This window comes from Psychrobacter namhaensis (assembly GCF_016107545.1).
Taxonomy (GTDB): domain Bacteria; phylum Pseudomonadota; class Gammaproteobacteria; order Pseudomonadales; family Moraxellaceae; genus Psychrobacter; species Psychrobacter namhaensis.
This window is the reverse complement of sequence record NZ_JABASS010000012.1, coordinates 1-25,194: the sequence shown is the minus strand read 5'-3', so window position 1 is coordinate 25,194 and position 25,194 is coordinate 1. Positions and strand designations below refer to the sequence as shown.

At 45.8% G+C, this 25,194-nt stretch carries 19 protein-coding genes and 1 pseudogene; 14 read left to right on the top strand and 6 right to left on the bottom strand.

The features are described 5' to 3' along the window. Positions 1-2 precede the first annotated feature (2 nt). Together JFC06_RS09370 and JFC06_RS09365 are read right to left on the bottom strand one after the other, a co-directional pair. Positions 3-1,400 carry a nicotinate phosphoribosyltransferase gene (locus JFC06_RS09370; RefSeq protein ID WP_198334839.1) on the bottom strand — a complete coding sequence of 466 codons (1,398 nt, stop codon included), beginning with the start codon at positions 1,398-1,400 and terminating at the stop codon, positions 3-5. Between the two features lie 173 nt (positions 1,401-1,573). Further along, a complete protein-coding gene (locus JFC06_RS09365; RefSeq protein WP_198334838.1) occupies positions 1,574-2,626 on the bottom strand; it encodes a bifunctional nicotinamide-nucleotide adenylyltransferase/Nudix hydroxylase in 1,053 nt (350 codons plus the stop codon). A gap of 795 nt (positions 2,627-3,421) precedes the next feature. On the opposite strand from JFC06_RS09365, the gene nfuA reads away from it, so the two are divergent. Both nfuA and JFC06_RS09355 read left to right on the top strand, forming a co-directional pair. Further along, positions 3,422-4,105 carry a Fe-S biogenesis protein NfuA gene (gene nfuA / locus JFC06_RS09360; RefSeq protein ID WP_193005211.1) on the top strand — a complete coding sequence of 228 codons (684 nt, stop codon included), beginning with the start codon at positions 3,422-3,424 and terminating at the stop codon, positions 4,103-4,105. Between the two features lie 233 nt (positions 4,106-4,338). Continuing rightward, positions 4,339-5,649, top strand: coding sequence for an O-acetylhomoserine aminocarboxypropyltransferase/cysteine synthase family protein (locus tag JFC06_RS09355; RefSeq protein WP_198334837.1), 1,311 nt, complete (start codon positions 4,339-4,341; stop codon positions 5,647-5,649). A gap of 114 nt (positions 5,650-5,763) precedes the next feature. Here the strand turns inward: JFC06_RS09355 and JFC06_RS09350 are convergent, their stop codons facing one another. Together JFC06_RS09350 and rsmI are read right to left on the bottom strand one after the other, a co-directional pair. Next, entirely contained in the window at positions 5,764-6,783 is a 1,020-nt protein-coding gene (locus JFC06_RS09350; RefSeq protein ID WP_198334836.1) for an adenosine kinase, read from the bottom strand. A 54-nt stretch (positions 6,784-6,837) separates the two neighbouring features. Continuing rightward, positions 6,838-7,785, bottom strand: a complete 948-nt coding sequence (gene rsmI, locus JFC06_RS09345) for a 16S rRNA (cytidine(1402)-2'-O)-methyltransferase (protein ID WP_198334835.1) — start codon at positions 7,783-7,785, stop codon at positions 6,838-6,840. A 132-nt stretch (positions 7,786-7,917) separates the two neighbouring features. Here rsmI and JFC06_RS09340 point away from each other — a divergent pair, with 132 nt between their 5' ends. The 8 genes and pseudogenes from JFC06_RS09340 to hisC all read left to right on the top strand — a co-directional run bounded on the left by JFC06_RS09340 (position 7,918) and on the right by hisC (position 16,061). Then, positions 7,918-8,415 carry a YraN family protein gene (locus JFC06_RS09340; protein WP_198334834.1) on the top strand — a complete coding sequence of 166 codons (498 nt, stop codon included), beginning with the start codon at positions 7,918-7,920 and terminating at the stop codon, positions 8,413-8,415. 150 nt (positions 8,416-8,565) lie between these two features. After that, complete coding sequence (locus JFC06_RS09335) at positions 8,566-9,402, top strand: BON domain-containing protein (protein ID WP_198334833.1); 837 nt, start codon at positions 8,566-8,568, stop codon at positions 9,400-9,402. A 334-nt stretch (positions 9,403-9,736) separates the two neighbouring features. Then, a complete protein-coding gene (locus JFC06_RS09330; RefSeq protein ID WP_198334832.1) occupies positions 9,737-10,687 on the top strand; it encodes an alpha/beta hydrolase in 951 nt (316 codons plus the stop codon). 182 nt (positions 10,688-10,869) lie between these two features. Then, on the top strand, positions 10,870-11,115 hold the full coding sequence (locus JFC06_RS09325; protein WP_198334882.1) for a BolA/IbaG family iron-sulfur metabolism protein: 246 nt from the start codon (positions 10,870-10,872) through the stop codon (positions 11,113-11,115). Positions 11,116-11,221: 106 nt separating this feature from the next. Further along, positions 11,222-12,490: a UDP-N-acetylglucosamine 1-carboxyvinyltransferase gene (gene murA, locus JFC06_RS09320; RefSeq protein ID WP_198334831.1), complete on the top strand. Its 1,269-nt coding sequence runs from the start codon at positions 11,222-11,224 to the stop codon at positions 12,488-12,490. 104 nt (positions 12,491-12,594) lie between these two features. Then, a pseudogene (gene hisG / locus JFC06_RS09315) lies at positions 12,595-13,289 on the top strand (ATP phosphoribosyltransferase). A gap of 256 nt (positions 13,290-13,545) precedes the next feature. Beyond that, entirely contained in the window at positions 13,546-14,841 is a 1,296-nt protein-coding gene (hisD, locus tag JFC06_RS09310) for a histidinol dehydrogenase (protein ID WP_193005220.1), read from the top strand. A gap of 86 nt (positions 14,842-14,927) precedes the next feature. Then, positions 14,928-16,061, top strand: a complete 1,134-nt coding sequence (hisC, locus tag JFC06_RS09305) for a histidinol-phosphate transaminase (protein WP_198334830.1) — start codon at positions 14,928-14,930, stop codon at positions 16,059-16,061. A 136-nt stretch (positions 16,062-16,197) separates the two neighbouring features. Here the strand turns inward: hisC and JFC06_RS09300 are convergent, their stop codons facing one another. Beyond that, positions 16,198-17,943, bottom strand: a complete 1,746-nt coding sequence (locus JFC06_RS09300) for an anthranilate synthase component I family protein (protein WP_198334829.1) — start codon at positions 17,941-17,943, stop codon at positions 16,198-16,200. A 3-nt stretch (positions 17,944-17,946) separates the two neighbouring features. Continuing rightward, entirely contained in the window at positions 17,947-19,182 is a 1,236-nt protein-coding gene (locus JFC06_RS09295; protein WP_198334828.1) for a beta-ketoacyl-ACP synthase II, read from the bottom strand. A gap of 601 nt (positions 19,183-19,783) precedes the next feature. On the opposite strand from JFC06_RS09295, the gene JFC06_RS09290 reads away from it, so the two are divergent. The 4 genes from JFC06_RS09290 to fusA all read left to right on the top strand — a co-directional run bounded on the left by JFC06_RS09290 (position 19,784) and on the right by fusA (position 24,936). Continuing rightward, on the top strand, positions 19,784-20,920 hold the full coding sequence (locus tag JFC06_RS09290; RefSeq protein ID WP_193005224.1) for an EcsC family protein: 1,137 nt from the start codon (positions 19,784-19,786) through the stop codon (positions 20,918-20,920). A gap of 464 nt (positions 20,921-21,384) precedes the next feature. After that, the gene (gene rpsL, locus JFC06_RS09285) at positions 21,385-21,759 is read left to right on the top strand and encodes a 30S ribosomal protein S12 (protein ID WP_011281154.1); all 375 of its coding nucleotides are present in this window, start codon (positions 21,385-21,387) and stop codon (positions 21,757-21,759) included. A gap of 219 nt (positions 21,760-21,978) precedes the next feature. Then, positions 21,979-22,452: a 30S ribosomal protein S7 gene (gene rpsG, locus JFC06_RS09280; protein ID WP_057761735.1), complete on the top strand. Its 474-nt coding sequence runs from the start codon at positions 21,979-21,981 to the stop codon at positions 22,450-22,452. Between the two features lie 357 nt (positions 22,453-22,809). Beyond that, positions 22,810-24,936 carry an elongation factor G gene (fusA, locus tag JFC06_RS09275; RefSeq protein WP_198334827.1) on the top strand — a complete coding sequence of 709 codons (2,127 nt, stop codon included), beginning with the start codon at positions 22,810-22,812 and terminating at the stop codon, positions 24,934-24,936. Positions 24,937-25,194: the final 258 nt, after the last annotated feature.

Genomic DNA, 25,194 nt, shown 5'->3' with positions numbered 1-25,194 from the left:
TGCTACCATCCTGCACGCTCCCGAATAGTGGTAAGACTGTCGTCGATTAATAATTCACCATCGATATAGACATCCCGTAGCAGATTGTCAGAAACTGTGGCCAACGCCTCAGCTTTGATGGTTTTTAGTGCGCCGCTGCTGTCTTTTATCAAGGCTAAGCGCCCTTTTTTTGAGCGTTTAGAGCGGCTGGTCACAGGGTCTTTGTAGATGTCTTTCCATGCCCCATCGATAGAGATAGCACTGGCTTTCATCGCCCAACTCATGGTGTCGCGATTGACTTGTTGTAGTAAGCCGCCGCCCATACCGAACGTCACGTTGTCAGCGCTAAAGCCTGCTTTCATCACCACATCAATAATCTTACTCAAGCTTTGTGGACTGATGCCATCGCCTTGGATGACGCGTACATAGTCCGGCAGTACTTTATAACCCTTACTATTGATGCTCGTACCAAACTTCACCGCCAAACGCTCTAACGCCTCACGAACCACTTTAGCAGGGTCGCCACTGTCTGGTCTGATGACCAAGGTGCCGCCCATGTTTTTTACCTCGTCTTTTAAGCTGCCACCCCACACATTGTCAATGGCATTCCACAAGTCATAGCTGTCAGAGACGACAGAAAAACTTTTTCCCTTACCACCAAACTGCTCAATCATATTGGCAAAGGCGGCGGTTTCGCCGTCACGTCCCCATGCCGTCATGGTGCTGTGTTCGGCCGCTGGGATAGAAAACGCTGGCATGTCTTTATCCATCTGGTACCAGCGACTGGCAGCAACCAGCGCAGTCATAGAATCGGTGCCAGCAAAATTCACCAAATGCGCCAAACTGCCGAGGGCGACCGATTCTTGGCTAGAAACGCCTCGCGCGCCAAAATCATGCAAACGAAAAGTGAGCGATTCTGTGTTGTCCGCTGACTTCTCCAGCGCTTGACGAATGATGCATTTGCAGTAGTGCGAGACACTAGCGACCGTTGAGGGATACCAAATCGCGCGTAATAGGGCCGTTTCGATATAACTGGGTAGCCAGTAAAACTCAGGATCGGTATTGATGACTTGGCAGACCACATTGGATACGGGCACGATGCTGCCTTCGGGTACAGCTTCGATACGTAGTGGCAAATAACCATTGTGTTTATCGACCAAACGCTCCCAGCCCGCACGGTTAAAGGTCAAGCCATGTGCTTGAATGACCATTTCGGCTTCGTCAATGTCTTGATGCGTGATAGGGGTGCTTAAGTACTCTTTAATAAAGGCTTGTAAACCAAAAAACACCACATCGTAGTCGCCTTTACGCGCTTCAATATAGCTCGACAGATAGTCACTACCGCTTGGGTATTGCACCCAATGTGAGGTTTTATAGCTGTCACTATTGAGTATTAAGTTATTCAAATTACTGGTGTACATCACAGAACTCCTCTGCTTTTAGATACCGCAGCTGCTTTAATGAAGATCAACTGCGGTTAGATTAACCATTGACGTCTATCGGCGTTGGCATAAAAGTATATAAAATAAATGACATAGACTGTCATTAGTGAACCACTGGTAAACAATGTATCAATCGTCAACGACAAAAAAGGCTACAACCCAACCATTTTGGTGATAATTGCATAATGATCTTCAAACATCATTTTGGCATCAAGTTCTGCCAACGGTAACCAAAATGCCTGTGCGGCATCGTCGCCGCCTTTTACTTTTGGTAAGCCTTTTGGGTCGTTTTTAAGTTGAAAATAAAATGCTTGCGTAATCGTGCGACCGCGTGCTGAACGATAAGGATCGTCAAAGGTATGCTGACTGTGGCAAGAGCCACGCAAAACGGGCTCAGGTACTTTAAGTCGGGTCTCTTCGCGTAGCTCGCGGATACACGCATCAAACAGCGTCTCTTTTGGATTGATAAAACCACCTGGTAGTGCCCATAGTCCACGTCCTGGCATGCTACGGCGCTCGACTAACAAGATATGCCCTGACTGCACAATCAAGGCATCAGCTGTCATAAAGGTAGGAGGATAAGGCGCAGACTCCCACTGTCTTTTGTATTTATCAATAAAATCGGCTTCTTCATGCAGCTGTTGGTATTCATCTGTTTTTTTAAAATCGTTCAAGACCTTGCGCGTCGATTCTGGGGTGCGCTCAGGCGTTGGGGTCGCGCCCATCAGGTAGCTGTCACGAATAGGAGTGGCGGACAGGTTGTGGTAATTGGGGACAGAAACCGACGCCCAGTTTGGAAAGAGCGACAAATAATACGATGAGCTGTCTTTTGAATGGCCAATCAAACCGATGTCAGCTTGCAAGTCGCCTGTGACAGATTTTACCCCAGCTTGCACATATTGCAGCCAGCGCGTGTCATTATAGAGCGCATCGTCTAACCCAACGCAGTGAATACGCGCGGCTTCCTCTGCAGAATATGCGCCCTTAATCATGGCGGCACGCTCAGCCACGCTAAATGGGTTGCGTAAGCTACGTGGAAGGTTAGCTGAGCCGATAAGCATAATCACCTCATCCGAGCGTTTTAATGCCTCGTCGATGACCGCTTTATGCCCTCGATGAAACGGCTGAAAACGTCCGATAAACACCAAGTAATGATAGTGTTTATCGTTTTTCTTATCTGAATGTTGTTCTGATGAGTCACTCATATGCGCCAATTTCCTACTACTCAAGTTTCATTGGTTAAAAATAAGTTAATGCGGCCAATACTGACACAGCCCATCACTGGCTGACAAGTGTAAAGTTGTTTAGAGGTGTGATGATGTGATAAGCGTAGAAAAAGGTCTTTCTCGTTTTGGCAGTCATACATAGTTAATACACTTGAAAATAGGTACAGTGCTACTGGTATCAATCTCCCTTGCGTGCTGTGCCTACGCCGCTCGATGCGACGCGCAATCAATACCAGTAGCACGCAGCATAGTGTGGGCCTCTTTTATTTAGTATTGCTATAAGCTGTCTGGCAGACCACACGGCTTTGTTCGTTAGATGTTGAGGGCGCTTGATAACGCTTGCCGTTGTCTTTATATAGAGGGGTGACGTATCAATGACCAAACAAGCTGTTTTTACCGTAGTACTTTTTATACTTTCGTTGCTTAAGCGGCTTTTTTGCTTAAGTTGCGTTGCTTAAGTGGGTTAGATAAAGCCATTAAACACTAAGTGTCATTAAATAATAAGTGTCATTAAAAAAACCGATATGAGTCATTAGGTATCGCTGTGCTTTAAATCACAGTGGCGCAGTCGGAATTATCGTTTAAGTGCGGTATAATGGTCGCCATAGATTTTTAAAAACGTGATAACAACGGCAGTCAGGGCTTCAAGCCGATAGGCCGCGATAATTGATAATCCCCATAAATCACATCAAACCAAATTCAAGATATAACCACATTCACGACACAGTAGCCCTGATAGATATCGCATTTGTGTCATAACGTATAGGAAATATTATGAGTGAGCACAACCAAGCTGATAGCCAGTTGGACCAGTCAGCAGACTATGAGTCAGCGCTAGATACTGAGCAAACTGAAGCAAAAAGCAATATTACGATTACCGAGTCAGCCCAAGGATATTTGGCGGAGTTATTATCTAAGCAGGATACCGATGGTATCGGTGTGCGTATCTTCGTTGAGCATCCTGGTACCCCGCGTGCAGAGTGCTGTATGGCGTATAACCAGCCTGGTGAAGAAGACAGCGCTGATCTGCGTTTTACGTATGCTGATTTCTCTGCTTTTATCGAGGCGGCATCAGTTCCTTATTTAGAAGACGCGGTAATTGATTATAATAAAGATCGTTTCGGTGGTCAGCTGACCTTCCGCGCGCCAAACTCTAAAGTACCCAAAGTGGGCGCGGATGCCAGTGTGGAGGAGCGCATCAATTACGTGTTGCAATCAGAGATTAATCCAGGTTTAGCCGCGCATGGTGGTGACGTACAGTTGCTTGAGTTGATCGATGAAGAAGGTGTTGGCCTGACGGCTGTATTGAAGTTCGGTGGTGGTTGCCAAGGTTGCTCAGCGGTTGATATGACGTTGCGTCAAGGTGTGGAAGTGCAGCTAAAGCAGCAAATACCCGAGCTGACTCAAGTGATTGATGATACTGACCACACGCGTACCGAGAATGCCTACTATAAATAAAGGCTAACTGGCTGCTATCAATCGATAAGTATGTCCATTATATTTTTCACTTATAACTTTTTGTCATTAAGTGCTGAATAATTGGCTGTTCTTTTCATAAAGAAGTTGAGTTATGATTAACTCAGCTTTTTTTTGTGTCTATTGTTTAGTAATAGGCGTTTTAATAGGAATTTTTCAGCGTTTTTTGCTGTTTAAGTATTTAATTGATAGTGAATGAACATAAGGAGCACAATATGAGTGACGGACAACCGACTAAGCAAAATGAGCATACCCCGCGTCTTGAGACACTAGCGATTCATGCAGGTTATAGCGTTGAGCCGACCACCAAAGCGGTGGCAGTGCCCATTTATCACACCAGCTCGTATGCCTTTGACAATACGCAGCACGGTGCTGACTTATTTGATCTAAAGGTAACGGGTAATATCTACACTCGCATCATGAATCCCACGAATGCCGTGCTAGAAGAACGCGTGGCGGCGCTTGAAGGTGGTATCGGGGCGCTGGCTGTGGCCTCTGGTATGGCGGCCATCACGTATGCGATTCAGACCATCTGTGAAGCGGGCGATAATATCGTCGCGGTATCGACGCTATATGGTGGTACTTACAATTTGTTCGCTCACGCCCTGCCGCGTCAAGGTATCGAAGTGCGCTTCTTTGATCACAAAAACCCTGAAGCGATTCGTGACTTAATCGATGATAAAACCAAAATGGTCTTTGCAGAGAGTATTGGCAACCCACTGGGGAATATCGTGGATATTCAGGCGCTCAGTGACATCGCTCACGAGTATGGTGTGCCAGTCGTGATTGACAATACAGTCGCCACGCCTGCGTTATGTCGCCCGTTTGAGTTCGGGGCTGATATTGTGATTCATTCATTGACCAAGTACATGAGCGGGACAGGGACGTCAATTGGCGGTGCGATTGTCGACAGTGGTCAGTTTGCTTGGGGCGATTACCCTGAGCGTTTTCCACTATTGAACACACCAGATGCCAGCTATCATGGTGTCAATTTTGTCAAAGACGTGGGCGCGCCAGCCTTTATCGCGCGTGCTCGTGTGGCGCCACTACGTAACACTGGTGCCGCGCTTAGCCCGTTAAATGCCTTTAGTATTATGCAGGGTATGGAGACGCTCAGCCTACGTATGGAGCGTCATGTACAGAATGCACAGGCAGTGGCAGAATACCTACGTGACCACGATAAAATCGCGTGGGTGAAATATGCGGGTTTATCAGACCATCCTGAACATGAACTTGCTCAAAAATACATGAAAGGCACGCCTTCTGCCATTTTGACCTTTGGGGTTAAAGGTGGTCTAGAAGCAGGGGCGCGCTTTATCGATGCGCTACAATTGATTACCCGTCTTGTGAATATCGGTGATGCCAAATCATTGGCCTGTCATCCAGCAACGACGACCCATCGCCAATTAAATGGTCAAGAGTTAGAGCAGGCGGGCGTGAGTGCAGACATGGTACGTTTGTCTATCGGTATCGAGCATATCGAAGACATTAAGGCGGATCTGGCGCAAGCCTTGGCTTCTGCTTAATTAAAGACGGCTTACTTAATGAAGCACATTATTTAAGCAATTCTAGCGAATAAAAAAGCCCATATCGATTTGATATGGGCTTTTTTATTCGCGTCAAACACACGTATACAGTGACTAAGCGGTTAGCACACGTTGAGCGATATCTCTATAATCTTGTGAGGCCAGACGCGGACCGAATTGTTGGATGACTTGTGCGGATACTTCGCTGGCAAGACGCCCACATTCTGGCAAACTATACTGTTGAGATAAAGCATATAAGAAGGCACCAGCGTAGTTATCACCAGCGCCATTGGTGTCGATGACATTGGCCACCACTGGCGTCGCAATATCATGAATCTCAATCTCTGACTCGTCATCAGACCTGCGTGCGATGACTGCACCATTAGCACCATCCGTCACCACTGCTGTTTGGCAGTAATCAAGCAATGCACGTGCGGCGGCTTTGACTTGTTTTTTATCGGTGAACAGCTTGGCTTCTTCACTATTACAGAATATCACGGCAACTTTATTGCCCAGCATATTAAGTAAGCCCTCTTTGGCAAACTTTACCACCGCTGGATCAGCAAAGCTCACGGCGATTTTTGCATTATGAACCCCCGCTTGTTGCCGCAACTGAGTCATCGCTGGTTGAATGCTCTCAGACATAGCCAAGTAGCCTTCTAGATAGAGCCAGTCAGCCTGCATTAGCGCATCAAAATCGACATTGTCGGCCGTGATCTCGCTTGACGTGCCAAGATAGGTCTGCATGGTGCGCTCACCGTCTTCTGTGACGGCGACCACACATGAGCCAGTCACGCCGCCTGCGTGTATGGATTTGTCCGAGGTTGTCACGCCTGCTTCATGCAGGTCTTTTAGGTAAAAGGCCCCTTGAGTGTCATCACCGACACGGCACGCATAAAAAGGCTTACCCCCTAGGCTGGCAAAGGTATACATTGCATTGGCTGCTGAGCCGCCACCCGCTTGTTTTGATGGCTCAATCTCAGCAAGCTTGAAGTAAGCCAGTAGTTGCTGTTGCTCTTCGATACCTGCTAATGTCATATTGCCACGGGTTAGATCTGTCTCTTCCAATGCGGCATCCGACAACACATATTCGTGATCAACCAGCGCGTTACCTATTGCCATTACGTCGTACATTGCTTACCTCTCCTCAATTAATTTGTAAATCTACATCTTTTTTATTATGGACAATTATTCAGCCTGTAACGCAAGCAAGCGCTGATAGAGTGCATTCTTTTTTACGCCCGTAATGTCAGCGGCCAACGCGGCAGCCTTTTTCACTGATAAATCCTCTAACAGACGCTGCAATAGTGCGTCATGAGCGCTGATATCGTCAGCGTCTTTTGCCGCACTGACACCAGCGACGACCACCACGATTTCACCACGCTGTTGGTTGTCGTCTGCTTTTACAAAGTCAACCAAACTGCCAAGTGTACTCTTATGTACTGTCTCAAAAGTTTTGGTCAGCTCACGGCAAAAAGTCACGTCGCGCTCTGCACCAAATATAGTTGCCATGTCCTCTAGGCTGGCGACGATACGATGCGGCGCTTCATAAAATATGAGGGTTTCGGTGCGTGTGTCTAAGGTGGCCAGTTGTTTTTGGCGTCCATGGGCTTTGGCTGGTAAGAAGCCAATAAAGCTAAAACGGTCTGATGGAAGACCTGCGACCGACAGGGCAGCAATAGCAGCAGATGCACCCACGATAGGGGATACCGTAACGCCTGCCGCGTGTGCAGCCTGCACCAATTGATAACCTGGGTCACTGACCAGTGGCGTGCCGGCATCACTGATTAAGGCGACCGAGTAACCTTGCTCGATCATCTCAATAATCTTAGGAGTCTGCACAGCGCTATTGTGCTCATGATAAGCCCAAAGCTTATTGTGGCCTTTTTGTTTGGTCGTCGTATTGGCATCATGGTCAGCATCATGACTCAATAAATCTTTTGTGTCGTCAGTTTTACCGCCTTTGGTCTCAATACCAAAGTGTGACAGCAGCTTACCTGAGGTGCGGGTGTCTTCACAGGCGATAATAGCGACCTGCTTTAAAATATCAATCGCATGCGGGGTCATGTCGGTCAAGTTACCAATCGGCGTGGCAACGATATAAAGACAAGCTGGCATCGCAGTAGGGGCAGACATGAAAACCTCGGGTCGTTAAAAATAATAGTGCGCCATTATAGACAGTCGTTATTTACCGTTTTTTCGGTCAAATAGTGAGTGAATAATCCCATAGATTTTGAGAGTAGATAGCGCAGAAGTGGCTAGTTTAGCATGTTGTGCTATGATAATTCTGAAATGTTAACCAGACCAAGCAACATCATGGCAAATCATAAACCGCTCCATAAAACCTTGACCCTAACCTCACCCACACAGCGTCAGGGCAGTCGGTTTGAGCAGCAGGCATGTGAGTTTTTGCAAGCGCAAGGGCTATGTTTGATTGCACAAAACTGGCAACAGCCAAAAATCGGTGAGCTAGACTTGGTCATGATTGAGACAGGGTCAGCATGGTCAACGCTGGTATTTATTGAAGTTCGTCAGCGGAAGCGTTCAGATTATGGTGATGCGGCGCTCAGCATCACGATGAGTAAGCAACGTAAAGTCATTCAAACCGCCAAGTGTTTTTTGCAGCAGCATCCTGAGTATGCTCATTATGACTGCCGGTTTGATGTCATTGCCTATAACACCACCGGTAAAACATCGCCAAACGAGCAACTGGCAGACACTCAACCAGAATGGCTCAAAGGCGCTTTTATAGCGAGCGCATGGTAATAGAGGCTGGCAAGCCATGACCGTTACCAAAAACCTAACCGCCACTCGCAAAAATTAAGTAAAGTAGCTACATTCAACGCTACTAGATTAAGACTTGCTCACTTAACCGAGTTTATATAATCGTCACAACCATGCTCTAAGAGGTAAACTATGACACGTCTGCATTTGCGCACGGCTATTTTTGGTTCATCACGTCGCACTGCGATAGGGGTGATGTTGATGGCTAGTGTGGTCAGTACTGGCTGTACCACCAACTATTTAACCAACAGTACTGAAGGAACTTATGGTGTGCCAATGACTGAGCGCACCATTCCGCAGCGTCTGCTTGATCGAAGTATTGAACACACGGCCAAAATCAATGTTTATGGCTTAAGAGAAGATCTGCAACAAACCAGTCGTATGGGCATCGATAGCTTCAACAGTGAAGTGTTACTGACAGGCGAAGTACCGACTGAAGCGATCAAAGCAGAAGTAGAAAAAGTCGTCAACTCTATGCCAGATGTGCGCCGCGTCTATAACGAGCTGGAAGTGAGTGCCTCAAAAGGCTATAGCTCGACTGTCCATGACGGTTATATCACCTCAAAACTACTGGCAAAAGTGGCCACAAGTGATGGGGTTAAAGCGTCACAGATTAAAGCGGTGACCAATAATGGGGTGGTTTATATTATGGGGCGTATGACCCCTACTCAGCAGAGTTACTTAATTGATATCGCCAATAGCACGGTTGGGGTGACAGAGCTGGTGTTACTGACGACGGTCGTCGATAATAGGGGCATCAAAATCGGTGAAGACGATATTATGTATGAGAATAATTTGGCCAGCCCTGCCGCAGTGCCAGTAGTCGAAGGTGGAGCAGTGTCGAGCGCCAATAATGTACCCACATCAGACGTTACTAGTACTGCGACGCCGATTATCCTCACAGAGGAAGAGGCTACTGTTGACCAGTCGTCATCAAGCCCATACATTGATCTTTATCAGGGTCAGTAAAGGCCGTTGCGTAAAAGTCGACTTGAGATAAAAACCTCGTGATAAAAAATGTTGTTATTGAATGCTGGTGTTTATCAAGCAGATAGAGCAACAGCTTGTCACACAGTCGATTTATTTTAAACAGAGTAGAGTCCTTACTTCGTGTTTATAGTAGCCAATAGCGTAGGATTTTCAATGACAATAAACCTAACCGTGATAACAGTAAAAGCACGATAAACTTTTTGTCAGTACGTAAGATATGAGCAGTAAAAATAGAGGGGACAGCACCAATAGCATAATAGTAAGCGCTACTCCCTCTACTATCCATTGACTGACGTATATAGGAATAGGGGCTATGAAGGATTCATCTACAGAAAGCTCATCTAACAAAGCGCGGGCGTTTAAACTCACCGGTAAAGGCGTTACTGCGGCGTTAGCGGTAGGCGGGATGGTATTGGCCACACAGCAAGCACAAGCACTGTCTGCTCTGGCGATCGTCAACGGTATCACGGCTAATAGTGGTGTCGGTGTGAGCAAAAATATTTTGTACGGTGATGAGCCTTCACAAGACTTAGACCTTTATTATCCCAAGCCGTTAGCGCAAGCGATGAAAAACCAAAGCACGATCAATACCACTTATCCAATGGTGGTGTTTGTCCATGGTGGCTCATGGGAAAGCGGTAATAAAGAAGAATACGCTTTTGTTGGCCAAAGCTTGGCTCAAGCAGGTTATGTGACGGCAGTCATTAACTATCGCAAAGCACCTGAGCACGTCTATCCAGACTATGTCAAAGATGCGGCACAAGCGATTGCATGGAGCTATGACAATGCCAAGCGATTTTATGCTGACCCTGAGCGTTTAGCCGTGATCGGGCATTCTGCTGGGGCGTTTAACGCAGTCGCTGCCGTCGCTAATGAAGATTTTTTAGCGCCCTATGGTATAGAACCCAAAGACTTGAGCGCTGTGATTGGTATCGCTGGCCCTTACAGCTATGATTTTCGTAAGTTTAGTAGTGCGACGGCCTTTGGGGCGAATGCGACGCCAGATGAGGTCATGCCCGATCGCCAAATTAAAGGCGCGCAGCCACCATATTTATTACTGACAGCCGAAAAAGACAAGGTCGTCCATGCGACCAATACTATGAAGATGACCGAAGCACTGCAAGCTGCGGGTGTCACGGTCGAAAACGGTGAGATCAAAGGTGCAAGCCATGCCACCAGTATTGGGGCGATGGCGCCGCCCCTACGCTGGGTCAATGATGTGCGCGCGCAAGTATTAACGTACTTGGATAAAACGCTAAGATAGTCAACTTTTATTATATGTTTTGTCTAGAGATCATTGATAGAGATTTTGGCTGTCTGTAACGCGATTTCTCACACTCATATGCAGTTGCGTAAGACAGTACTGTAAGATACGCAAACTCTTGTTATAATGTCACACTTTACATCTATACCCCATTTTACTTTAAGGCAGAACACTCTATGAGCATGAACGCTGATGACCTGATTGCATTTTTACAGACTCATTTCCCAGACGCTTTTATTCAAGCGGCCAACCAAGGTAATAAGTTTGATGTACGTGTGGTTGATGCCAGTTTTGAAGGCAAACGCGCCGTACAGCGTCAGCAAGCGATCTATGCGTTAGTCAATGATAAGATTGCGAGTGGCGATATTCATGCCCTCAATATTCAAGCATTAACGCCTGCTGAGTGGGATGCTCAAGCAAAAAGCTAAACCATTATTATAGGGCTAAATTTTTTAGACTGGCCATGGTAAGTGGCGGGTTTTAATCAGTTTGGTTTTCACCATTTTTTATACTCATCGTTAGGTTGTCACCTTTATGGATCAATTTTTAATCACTGGTAGTAGTCGTATCGCAGGGGAAGTTACTATTTCAGGCGCCAAAAATGCCGCGTTGCCGTTACTTGCAGCCATGATACTGGCCGAGACCCCAACGACATTGCACAACGTACCATCGCTACAAGATGTGCGAACGCTGATTGAATTGATTGGTGGCATGGGTATTAAAATCAAAAAAGAAGGCGATACGGTCACGTGTGATACCAAGAGTATCGACAATTTCTATGCACCATATGATTTGGTGAAGACCATGCGCGCCTCCATTCTAGTGCTCGGGCCATTATTGGCACGTTTTGGCGAGGCAGAAGTGTCATTGCCAGGTGGCTGTGCCATTGGTTCACGTCCTGTCGATCAGCATCTAAAAGCGTTTGAGGCGATGGGCGCTGAGATTAGCGTAGAAAACGGCTATGTAAAAGCCCAAGCCCCAAAAGGTGGCAAACTGATTGGCTGTAACTTCTCGTTTGATATGATCACGGTTGGCGGTACTGAAAACGTCATTATGGCGGCAGCTCTTGCCAAAGGTACGACGGTTTTGGGCAACTGTGCCCTTGAGCCAGAAGTGGTCGATCTGGCCAACATGCTGGTCGCCATGGGCGCCAAAATAAGCGGTATTGGTACCTCAACCATGACGATCGAAGGCGTGGAGCGTCTGCACGGTTGTGAGTATTCGGTGGTAGCGGATCGTATTGAGACCGGCTCCTATCTGGCTGGCGCGTTGATGACGCGGGGGGATGTATTGACCAAAAACACCTCCGCTTTATTGTTGACCCCAGTATTAGAAAAGTTCGAAGACATGGGTGCGATTATTACCACAGGTGATGATTGGATTCGTGCGCAAATGAAAGGTCGTCCAAAGGCGGTTGATATTCGCACTCAGCCGCATCCTGGTTTCCCCACCGATATGCAAGCTCAGCTAATGGCTATTGCTTGCTTAGCCGACGGTACCAGTACTTTTATCGAGAATATCTTTGAAAATCGCTACATGCACGTGCCTGAGCTTAATCGCTTAGGCGCTTCTATCCAAGTAGACGGCCACACGGCGGTGGTGAAAGGGGTCGAGAACTTTACGGCTGCGCCTGTGATGGCAACTGATTTGCGTGCGTCCATGTCACTGGTCATGGCAGCGGCGACCGCTGAAGGCGAGAGTTTAATCGACCGCATTTATCATATTGATCGTGGTTATGAAGATGTTGAAAATAAACTGCGCGGCCTTGGTGTGAATATTGAGCGTATCAATACCAAAGACTAGTATAAATGGGCGTACCAGACCTTCTCACATACAACGCTTAGCCTTATAAAACCAAAGCATCCTCTTCGGTGGGGATACCAACTGTACATGGACACGATGTCATTATGACTGAAGCAATCAAATCAATACCTGCCAGCGGTTTATTAAACGAAGTAAATGATGAGTTCTCAGGCTTAACACTGGCCTTATCAAAGGGTCGTATTTTAGAAGAGACCATGCCATTGCTGCGTGCTGCTGGTGTCGACTTGCTAGAAGACCCTGAAGCATCACGCAAGCTTATTTTTCCAACCTCAAATCCTCATGTACGTGTGTTGATTTTGCGTGCCAGCGATGTGCCAACCTATGTAGAGCATGGCGCGGCTGATTTTGGGGTGGCGGGTAAAGATGTGTTGCTTGAGCATGGTGCCAATCATGTTTACGAGTTGTTGGACTTGCAGATTGCGCAGTGTAAGCTGATGACCGCTGGTGTGAAGGATGCTCCCTTACCCAATCGTCGTTTGCGTATCGCCACCAAATACGTCAATGTAGCCCGCGCTTATTTTGCCAGCCAAGGTCAGCAAGTAGATGTTATTAAGCTTTATGGTTCCATGGAGCTTGCCCCCTAGTTGGTTTGGGGGATTTGATTGTCGATGTGGTCGATACGGGCAATACGTTGCGTGCGAATGGCCTAGAAGCGCGTGATCATATCTGTGATGTCTCCTCTCGCCTTATCGTCAATCAAGTCAGTTATAAACGTAAATTTGCATTACTAGAGCCGATTTTGGATAGCTTTAAAAACAGTATTGCCAGCGCTTCATGAATCCCTACCAATCATTGGTAATCTAAAGCATTGTTATACGAATTTTTAAACCAGTTTGGCGCTCTATGATAGACATAGCGTGCTAAACTGGTTTTGTTATATTTGCTTGCCAGAAACTTATCAGACAATAGAGACTCAGTACAATCTGAGTCAGATCAGCATACATAAGCGGTTGTACAGTTCATTGCGACCTTTGATTTGTTTTAGGTTTTTAATTTTTATAGCAGTATTTTATGCACGAATATAGGATTAAGTCATGCGCCAATTAAGTACTCAAGATGCCGACTTTGACAGTCAGTTGACCCAACTGCTTGCTTTTGAAACGGTCAATGATGCCGATTTATTAAAGACCGTTGATCGTATCATCGCGCAAGTGCGCCATGATGGTGATAGTGTGGTACTGGCGTTGACCCAGCAGTTTGATCAGCACCCAGCAACGACGATGCAAGAGTTGGAGCTGTCCAAGGAAGCGCTTGCTGACGCATTTGCCAATCTTGATGATGAAGTAAAAACAGCGTTAACCACGGCGGCGAACCGCGTACAGACATTCCATGAGCGTCAAATACAAGAGACGTGGCAGTATGAAGATGAGCTGGGTAACCGCTTGGGGCAAAAAGTCACGCCACTTGATCGCGTGGGCATCTATGTGCCAGGCGGCTTGGCCTCTTATCCGTCCTCTGTCCTTATGAATGCCATTCCTGCCAAAGTGGCTGGGGTTAATGAGGTCATTATGGTCGTACCCGCGCCAAAAGGCGTACTTAATCCCTTGGTACTGGCAGCAGCGCATCTGGCGCAAGTCGATCGCGTTTTTACCATTGGTGGCGCGCAGGCTGTCGCAGCTTTAGCCTACGGTACTGAAACCATACCCGCCGTGGACAAAATCACAGGCCCTGGCAATAAGTATGTGGCAGCGGCCAAACGTGCTGTGTTTGGCCAAGTTGGCATCGATATGATTGCAGGCCCTTCAGAAGTACTGGTATATGCAGAGGGCGAGGCGCAAGATCGTGCGGACTGGTTAGCCATGGACTTACTGTCGCAAGCTGAGCATGACCGCATTGCTCAAGCCATCTTTGTCACGACCAGTAGCGAGCAGTTAGACGCAGTCGCAGTTGAGATAGAAAAAGCATTGGCCGAATTGCCAAAGGCTGATATCGCCCGTGATTCTCTACAAAACCGTGGCGCGCTTATTTTAGTGAAAGATCGTAGTGAGGGTATGGCGGTAATCAATCGAGTTGCGCCTGAGCATCTAGAGTTGTCGGTTGATGATCCTGATGCGCTACTTAGTGACATTCGCCACGCTGGTGCCATCTTTATGGGCCGTCACACGCCAGAAGCCATTGGTGATTACTGTGCGGGACCTAACCATGTGTTACCGACTTCGGGTACCGCGCGTTTTTCTTCTCCGCTTGGTGTCTATGATTTCCAAAAGAAATCGTCCATTATTTATTGTAGTGAAACGGGCAGCAAGCCGTTAGCGGAGACGGCAGACATTTTAGCACAGCGTGAGGATCTAGAGGCCCATGCGCGCTCGGCTCGTTATCGCTATCAATAACTTGTTTTGATTACCGTGAAAACACCTTAATAATTACCTTTGACATTTATGTTTAATAGTCTTTGTGGCAAATAGTAGGATAACTTATGAGTGAGTTAAAGATAGACACCAGACTTTGGTCATCTAAAGCACGTAACTTGTCACCTTATGTCCCAGGTGAGCAGCCGCAACATGATAACTTATGCAAGTTGAATACCAATGAAAACCCATTTCCGCCCTCACCAAAAGTAGGGGAGGCAATCACAAAGGTCTTAGAGCAGCAAGCGGATGACTTGCGTTTGTATCCAGCGCCTGAGTCTGATGATTTGCGTGCCGCGTTGGCACAGTTATATGATCTTGGTGTCAATCAAGTGTTCGTGGGTAATGGCTCAGATGAGGTATTGGCACTCGTGTTTGCCAGTTTTTTCCTAAAAGAGCGCCCTGTGTTAGCGCCTGATATTAGCTATAGCTTTTATCCCGTATACGCGCAAACGTTTGGTGTAGACCTGATACAAATCCCACTAGAAGAAGACTTTAGTATTGACCCTGATGCCTATCGTCAGCCGTGTAGTGGTATCATCATTGCCAATCCTAATGCGCCAACGGGTTTACTGTTATCGCTTGCTGATATTCGTAAGCTGGCTGGTGAGCATTCTAATTCGGTGATTGTCATTGATGAGGCTTATATCGATTTTGCTCAGGTAGAAGCAGGTAGCGTCGATGCGCAGGTCTCAGCGGTAAGCCTCATTAGTGACTGCGATAACATTCTTGTGACGCAAACTTTTTCAAAATCACGCTCGCTTGCAGGACTGCGTGTTGGTATGGCCTTTGGTAATGCTTCATTGATTGAAGCACTGACGCGTATGAAAAACAGCTTCAACAGCTATCCACTCGATAAATTGGCGCAAGCTGGGGCGACCGCTAGTGTTTTGGACACCGCGTATTTTGAACAGACCTGTCAGCAGGTGATCGATTTGCGCCAGTCACTAACGGCAGAATTGACAGCACTGAATTATCAAGTATTGCCATCGCACGCCAACTTCATATTTGTCCGTCCTAAAGATGGCAACGCTAGTGCGGTGGCCAGTGCGTTACGTGAGCAAGGCATTATCGTTCGTCATTTTGATAAGCCGCGCATCAATGAGTACTTGCGTATCACTGTTGGTACGGCAGAGCAAAATAATCGCTTGATAGAGGCGTTACAAGCCTTGCAGAAAAATGCAGAAGCCGTGACTGATTAACAGCTTGTTCGCGATTGACACTGTAATAATCGATGGCTAAATCACGGTAGTCATTTTAATAAAAAAGCCTGCCAACATCATGTTGAGCAGGCTGTATTTTTTGCCATATTGGGGTATAAAATTTGCCGTTATCCGCTTACGTTGTTTGAGCGAGTACTGATAGCAGATTACCGACTTTATCCAAGCACTCTTGATATTCCGCATCGCAGTCGGATGCCACGGTAATACCGCCGCCTGCCCATAAACTGACATGACCTTCTTGATCTATTCCATTATCTGATGATAGGTTGGCCTGAATGGTACGAATCAACACATTCCATTGACCACTACCATCAAAATTCATATAACCCATGGTGCCACAGTAAGCGCCGCGCGGTGCGGTCTCCAGCTCAGAGATAATCTCAACTGCCCGCTTTTTGGGTGTGCCCGTGATGGAGCCCGCTGGCAAACTGCCAAACAATACGGCCAATGGATGCGTGTCGGTTTTTAGCTCAGCGCTGATGGTACTGACCATATGATGCACATTGCTAAAGCTCTCAATCGCAAACAACTGTGGCACTTTAACGCTACCTATCTTGGCATATTTGCCCAAATCATTGCGCAGTAAATCCACAATCATGACGTTCTCAGCACGATCTTTTTCACTATCAATCAGTTGCTGTTTATAGATACTGTCTTGTTCAGCCGTTGCACCACGCGGCATCGTTCCTTTGATTGGTTTGGTACGGATATGGTGCTTGCCAGTCTCGTTGTCTTTGCTAAAGGTAAAAAATAATTCTGGCGAGCAGCTTAATAGTTCAAAATCACTTTTTTGCTGAGTAAGGTTATTTTGCTTACTGGTATTGTCTTGTGCACTAGTATGGATTTCATTGCTAATATGCGTAATGCCTAGATACCCAGCAAATGGTGCGTTGGTATTACGATGTAGAGCGGGTAAATAGTCAATGATTTTTGATTTTGATAGTGGTTCATCATGTTTATTTTGATGGGCAAGACAACCGTGCCACTCTTGGGTCAAATTGATCTGGTAACAGTCGCCTTGCTGTAGATAATTTTGGGTTTGTTCAAATACTTTTTGGTAATCATTTTTAGCCCATCGTGCTGTTAGTGCTAATGGAGCAGGTTGTGATGACGCTTTAAGCGGCGTTTGATTTAAAGACTTATCAGACAATTTTTGATCTAATTCGTCTAAGTAGGAAATAAGTGCTGTTACAAGTGCATTCTTATTCTCATCATTATTGTTGTAATCATAGGTTCTATTTACTTTCAATTGCCAAACTGATTTGTTGCATTCATCGGTTGGGGTCAGATAAATATCGTAATGTCCCAATACGGCACAAGGCTGCGATGCCAGTTTAATGTTGGCTGTCGGGCTTAGCTCTTGAGCGGCCACATCATAACCAATAAAACCGACTAGCCCATGGTGGTAACTGGATTTGGTGCTTTCTTGGATACTGATATATGACGTGTCGTTATCAGCTGCTTGAGCGTTACTATAAGTGATAAGTTCATCTTGCCACTCTAGATAGCTCATATAAGTTGTCGTGATAGCATGGCCACTATTAGCGCTAGTACCGCTACTCACATCCGTACTGCGGCAATGTTTGACCACCTTATAAGTATTTAGTGAATCACGGGAAGATTGCTTATCAGTGGGATAAATGGACCAGCTTACTTTAGGTAATAAGCCAATCACTGGTCGCCCATCGTTGTTAAGCCAAACCAGTTGCCAGTTTGGCTCAGTATCTTGCGTCAGCAAATATTGCTGTAGCTGCGGCAGCAGTTCGGCCGCAGGCAGATCACCAAAACGCCAGCTAGGTTGACTGGCTGGCGATGGGGCAGAGTCTGTCTGCTCAGTGGTATTATCGTTTGCTGCGAGCATGTGCTAAGCGTCAAACTTTTTGATGATTAGGGTTGCGTTGGTACCGCCAAAGCCAAAGCTATTGCTCATGAGCGTCTCAAGATTGGTCTCACGCATTTGAGTGACAATATCAAATCCTTCAGCCGCAGGGTCTAACTGTTCGACATTGATACTAGGGGCGATAAACCCTTCTTGTAGCATGAGTAAGCAGTAGATTAGCTCTTGCGCGCCGACGGCACCTAAGCTGTGGCCTGTCATAGACTTGGTTGAGCTGATGGCAGGGACGTTACTGACATCATCACCAAACACCTTGGCAATGGCTTTTAGCTCAGTGATGTCGCCTAGTGGCGTGCTGGTACCGTGGCTGTTAATGTAATCGACACTTTGCAAGCCTGCCTCGGCCAAAGCTTGTTGCATACAACGTACCGCACCTTCACCGCTTGGTGCGACCATTTCTGCGCCATCGGAGCTGGCACCATAACCGACGATTTCGGCCAAAATATTGGCGCCGCGCGCTTGGGCGTGCTCTAAGCTTTCAACGACAACCATGGCACCGCCAGCGGCAATGACAAAACCATCACGATCTTTATCGTATGCTCGTGATGCCAGTGATGGCGTGTCATTATATTGGGTACTCACGGCGCCCATGGCGTCAAACATGCAAGACTGTGTCCAATGCTCAGCCTCACTACCGCCCGCGAGCACCACATCGGCTTTGCCTAGCTGAATCAGCTCAGCGGCGTGACCGATACAATGGGTGGAAGTCGCGCAAGCCGACGTTAAGGAGTAGGAGACCCCTTGGATTTTTAGTCCCGTTGCCAGTGCCGCTGATACCGAGCTGCCCATGGTTTTTGGCACCGCCATAGCACCAACACCGCGCAGGCCTTTTTCGCGCATCGCATCCACAGCATTCACGATATTTTCTGTCGATGCTCCGCCCGAACTGGCTACCACGCCCACACGCGGATTATTATTGATGGTTTCAAGGGATAAGCCGGCGTGCTCAATCGCATTTAAGGCGCTGACATACGCATAGAGGCTGGCTTCACTAAAAAACCGTTTTAATTTACGATCAATGCCGCTGGTATCAAGCGTCGATTGATTGATACTACCGCTAATTTGCGACTTAAACTCATGCTCAGCATAAGCGTCGTTAAACGTAATGCCAGACTGTCCTTGCTTAAGAGCGGCAGTAACAGTGGCTAAATCATGTCCGATACAAGAGACAATCCCTGCTCCAGTGATAACAACGCGGCGCATATTCTATTCCTTATGAGTAACAACTTTTTATCATTACTTTTAATAATCGTTTTTAAAGACCCGTTATTTAACGTCAACCGTATGCCTCTATAATGGCAACCATCTTGCCACGAGGGCTTTTGAGCGTTAAATGCTTCTGTTATAGTCCTCACTGCTGTCATCATACAATCAAACGTTTTACAAGTGGCACAAACGGTTCTACAAAGTGACGTTGCAATCAGGCTTTAACGGATGACATATGATAACGTATCAAGCACTCAAAATCTTTGTACAAGTGCAAAATAGCGACAAAATAGTGTCCTCTAGTAGAAGTTGCTTAAATGTCTATAGGCCAAAAACGCTAACAGTAGCGTGCTTGTGAGTGACACCAAAAATAACCTCTAAGAATTATCTCTAAGTAAGCCTCTAAGTAAACCTGAAAAAAATAATGGGCGAAGCAACTGATAAAGTAAGTGATACGGTTAGATACAAAATTTGTGATTGCAATAACATTGTTCGCACTGACACCCAGCAAGCTGATTCGCTAAAATGACGTATTCATTAAGGTTAGCGACCTAGTATATAATAAAACAAAACCAATCATCATATTAAGGATATCACGATGGCAAAGCGTAGCACTCTCTCTAAAGGTATCAACACTGTCGGCTCTTTTACTCGTAATAACTTAGAGCGTGTGGGCGCCGTGATTGACAGTATGAATGCTAAGACAAGCAAACCACGCCACTATAAAGCGGTCAATTTGGGTGACGAAGACTATCAACAAGATTTATTTCGCGAGCAAACCCTAAAAGCGACTCAGCAATTATTGGGGCCCCGTTTCGCGACTTATGGTAAATATGCCAAAAAAGTGGTACCAAACAGCTTTTTTCAATCGACTGTCGATGGGGCTTTTGCTCAAGTAGCAAATCTTGCGTCTCAATGGAGCCAAATTGATTTACCTAACGAGCATCGTTTTGCCAATATCGCCAGCTTAGATGACGAAGAGCGTTATGCCTTAGCCACTGACATCGCCAACCAAAACCGGGCATTGGCCACGATGGGCGGCCTGACAGGTTTAGCGGGACTACCAGGTCTACTTGCTGACACATTGTGGTTGTTATTAGTGTCATTGCGTACGGTTTATCAGCTAGGTGCTGTGTATAACAAGCCTTTGACCGGTAAGCAAGGCGTCAAAATGGCGTATGAGCTACTCGCCAGTGCCGACTTAAGTAAGATGCAAGAAAAACAAGCCTTGCTGGCTGGTATTGGTATTGGTAAAGGGTTACTTGATAACGCCCAAAGCAATGGTCTACACAACGAGCTTAAAAACCTAGGTCTAAAAAATAAAAACGTGAATTTTTATGCCAAACAAGTTGATCGTCTTGCCAGTCAAGTTGGTGTTGACTTGGATCAAATCAATTTAACGTGGGTGCGCCGCTTGTTACCAGCGACAGCAGTCGTGATTGGCATGCGCTACAACAGCCATCTGATTGATGAAGTGATTGGCGTGGCCCAAGCGACTTTTGCGCCAGATGCAAAACTTGCCAATCGTGCTATCACAGATGACAGTAGTAGCGAAGCTGAGGTTAGTAACGCGGCTGATAGTCAGGGTGATGATCAGCAAGACGCTAAAGATCAAGCAACAGAGACAACAAAAAAAGATACTGAGAAAAACAGTAATAAAAAAAAGGATAGCGTGGATGAGTCAGCGGACTCTGAAAGTCAATCAAATGATACGGATAAAGCTGCCAAAAAGTAGCGCAAAGAAATTTTATATGAACGCCCGTTAGTTGGCGATTTACGCTTCAGCAAACGAGGCGAATAAGTTAGAATAGCTCAGTAATCTTTTCTTAATAGTGGCGACACTGTTTTATTTCACTTGAAAAATAAGACAGTGTCGCCATTTAGTCATTACAAAGTACTGCTTTTTAGTGCTAAAGATGTGTCTCACACCATACGTTATTCTACTTTTGCTATCTCGTTTAGTGGGTTGTTTTTTAGCCAATTTTTAATTAAAAACAGATAAAGTGGTATAGTAGTAGGCTGAATGCATATCTATCAAATGTTGTAAAGCACAATCACTCATAAGTGGTTGAAATAGCAGCAACAACTCTTTATAATACACTGTCCTAAAAATGGGTGCGCCAAAATCTGTCATAATGTCAGATAGATAGCGCAGTACCCCATTTTTTTGTTTTATACCAAACGGGAGAAGGATGCCTTATGGCAACAACTAACCAATTGATTCGTAAAGGTCGCAAAACCATCAAGGAAAAGTCAAAAGTTCCTGCGTTGGAAGCGTGCCCACAACGTCGCGGTGTATGTACTCGTGTATATACTACCACGCCAAAAAAACCTAACTCAGCCATGCGTAAAGTATGTCGTGTACGTTTGACTTCAGGCTATGAAGTATCAAGCTACATCGGCGGCGAAGGTCATAACCTACAAGAGCACAGTGTTGTTCTTATCCGCGGTGGTCGTGTAAAAGATCTACCGGGTGTACGTTATCACACTGTTCGCGGTGCATTAGATTGTGCTGGCGTAAAAGACCGTAAGCAAGGTCGCTCTAAGTACGGTGCTAAGAAGCCTAAAGTTTAATAACTAAACGTTATTAAGTAAGCTTTTTGCACTACCCAATAACTGTGCATGGGTTTGGTGTCACAGATAGTATTACGGGTATATAAATAATTTTATATCAGTAATCATCTTTAAAGCATACCACCATGCAGTAAGGCTAACTGACAACTCACTACTATATTCTGTTGACCCGTGTGATGTTGTGAATGTTGGACACTCCTGAAGATAAGGAAAATTATTATGCCAAGACGTCGCGTCGTTGCTGCCCGTGAGATCCTTCCAGATCCTAAGTTCGGTAGCCAAACTGTTGCAAAATTCATTAACCATGTAATGAGTGATGGTAAAAAATCTACTGCTGAGCGTATCGTTTATGGTGCACTTGAGACAGTAAGCGAGAAACGTAAAGTCGAAGATCCAGTATCTTTCTTCGAAGAAGTGCTTGAAAATGTACGCCCAATGGTAGAAGTAAAAGCTCGCCGCGTTGGCGGTGCAACCTATCAAGTACCAATGGAAGTACGCCCCTCCCGTCGTACTGCCTTGGCTATGCGTTGGTTAGCTGAAGCTGCTGCTAAGCGTTCTGAAAAATCAATGGCTTTGCGTTTAGCTGGCGAATTGAATGATGCTGCTGACGGCAAAGGCGCTGCTATGAAAAAGCGTGACGAAGTTCACCGCATGGCAGATGCTAACAAAGCATTCTCTCATTACCGCTTCTAAGCTACTCTTTTACATTATTGTTTGATAGTAGCTTTAGATTAACGGGCTTCGGCCCATTAATCTTACATTGTTATTTATTCTATTGATTGCCGCCATCATTAATCCAATTACAAATAGGCTTTGCCTGTGAGTAATAGAGATGGCGGACGTCTATCAAGATGCTTCTCCAAAAACACACTGTTTAATTGGAGAGCGTCCCAAATTTGATGCCGCACTATTCTTAGTATTTGCTCTTTTTTTGTCCGTATTAGGCTCAATAATCAGTAAGTAATATTACGAAGCTGACCGCTTTGTCATAGAGTATGAGGTAGAGACACAATACATTATTATATACACGACTTTTCCTAGGAAAACACTATGGCTCGTAAAACTCCCCTAAAACGCTATCGCAATATTGGTATCTCAGCGCACATCGATGCTGGTAAGACGACCACTACTGAGCGTGTTTTATTCTATACCGGTGTTAGCCACAAAATTGGCGAAGTACATGATGGCGCAGCCACCATGGACTGGATGGAACAAGAACAAGAGCGTGGTATTACTATTACCTCAGCGGCAACCACTTGTTTTTGGTCAGGTATGGCAAAACAGTTTGACGAACATCGCATTAACATCATCGATACCCCAGGCCACGTTGACTTCACAATCGAAGTTGAACGTTCTATGCGTGTACTTGATGGCGCTTGCATGGTTTACTGTGCAGTAGGCGGCGTTCAGCCACAGTCTGAGACCGTATGGCGTCAGGCGAACAAATATAAAGTACCACGTCTTGCTTTTGTCAACAAAATGGACCGTGTTGGTGCTGATTTCTATCGTGTTATTGAACAAATCAAAACCCGTCTGGGTGGTAATCCTGTCCCATTGGTTATTCCAATTGGTAAAGAAGATGACTTCGAAGGCGTTATTGATCTGGTCACTATGAAAGCTATCTATTGGGACGAAGCGTCTCAAGGTATGCAATACGAAGAACGCGAAATCCCAACTGAACTACAAGAAAAAGCAGCAGAGTATCGCGAGCATCTAGTAGAAAGTGCGGCTGAAGCCAACGAAGAGCTCATGAATGAGTATCTTGAAAATGGTGAGCTGTCTGTAGAACAGATCAATACAGCTATTCGTCAGTTGACGATTGATAATGAAATTATCCCGCTACTTTGTGGTACTGCCTTTAAAAACAAAGGTGTACAAAAAATGCTAGACGCGGTCATTCAGTATCTTCCAGCACCAATCGACGTACCTGCAATTCGCGGTATTCTTGATGACAAAGACGAAACTGAAGGCAGTCGCGAAGCGTCAGATGACGCGCCGTTCTCAGCGTTAGCATTCAAAATCATGAACGATAAATTCGTTGGTAACTTAACGTTCGTTCGTGTGTACTCAGGCGTTATGACGCAGGGTAGTAGTGTTTACAACCCAGTTAAAATGAAGCGTGAGCGTGTTGGCCGTATCGTACAGATGATGGCAAACTCTCAAGAAGAGCTTGCAGAGATCCGTACTGGTGATATCGCAGCGTTAGTTGGTATGAAAGATGTGACCACTGGTGATACGCTATGTGATGAGCAAAATGTTATCACGCTTGAGCGTATGGAATTCCCAGATCCAGTTATCTCTCTAGCCGTTGAGCCTAAGACCAAAGCTGACCAAGAAAGAATGTCAATCGCTTTGGGTCGCTTAGCAAAAGAAGATCCATCATTCCGTGTACATACTGACGAAGAATCTGGCCAGACCATCATCAGTGGTATGGGTGAGCTACATCTAGAGATTCTTGTGGATCGTATGAAGCGTGAGTTTAACGTAGAAGCCAACATCGGTGCGCCGCAGGTTGCTTATCGTGAAACGATCCGTAATACGGTTGAACAAGAAGGCAAATTCGTACGTCAAACAGGTGGTCGTGGTAAATTCGGTCACGTTTGGTTACGTCTTGAGCCACTTGATCCAGCGGGCGAAGTTGAGTATGAGTTCGCTGAAGAAGTTGTTGGTGGTACAGTACCAAAAGAATTCCATGGTGCGGTCGACAAAGGTATTCAAGAACGTATGAAAAATGGCGTACTTGCTGGTTACCCAGTCGTTGGCGTAAAAGCAACCTTGTATGATGGTTCTTACCATGACGTCGATTCTGATGAATTGTCGTTCAAAATGGCAGGTTCTATGGCCTTCAGAAAAGGTTTCATGGCAGCTGATCCAGCATTGCTTGAGCCAGTCATGAAAGTTGAAGTAGAAACACCTGAAGACTACATGGGTGATATCATGGGCGATCTTAACCGTCGTCGTGGTCTAGTACAGGGTATGGAAGACTTACCTGGTGGTACTAAGCAGATCCGTGCAGAAGTACCGTTAGCAGAGATGTTCGGCTATGCCACGCAAATGCGCTCTATGTCACAAGGCCGTGCTACTTACTCAATGGAATTCCAAAAGTACGCTGAAATTCCAAAGTCAGTTGCTGCTGAGATCATCTCTAAGTACAACTCTAAAGATGATGACGAGTAAATAAAAGTTTATTGAAGGTGACAATATAAAGCAGATCTCTATATTGTCAGTCGAGAATACGCCAATAACTTGTTAAAAGACTTGTTATTGGTCGTGATTTTCTTATAATATCTGCACATTAGTATGTGCGACCTTTTAACAATTATCTTAATGTGGTCAAGATTGTCTTAGATAGCGTATTTATACGAGCTAAGCACTTGACCCCAAAAAAAGAGGAAATACCCATGGCAAAGGCCAAGTTTGAACGCAACAAGCCAC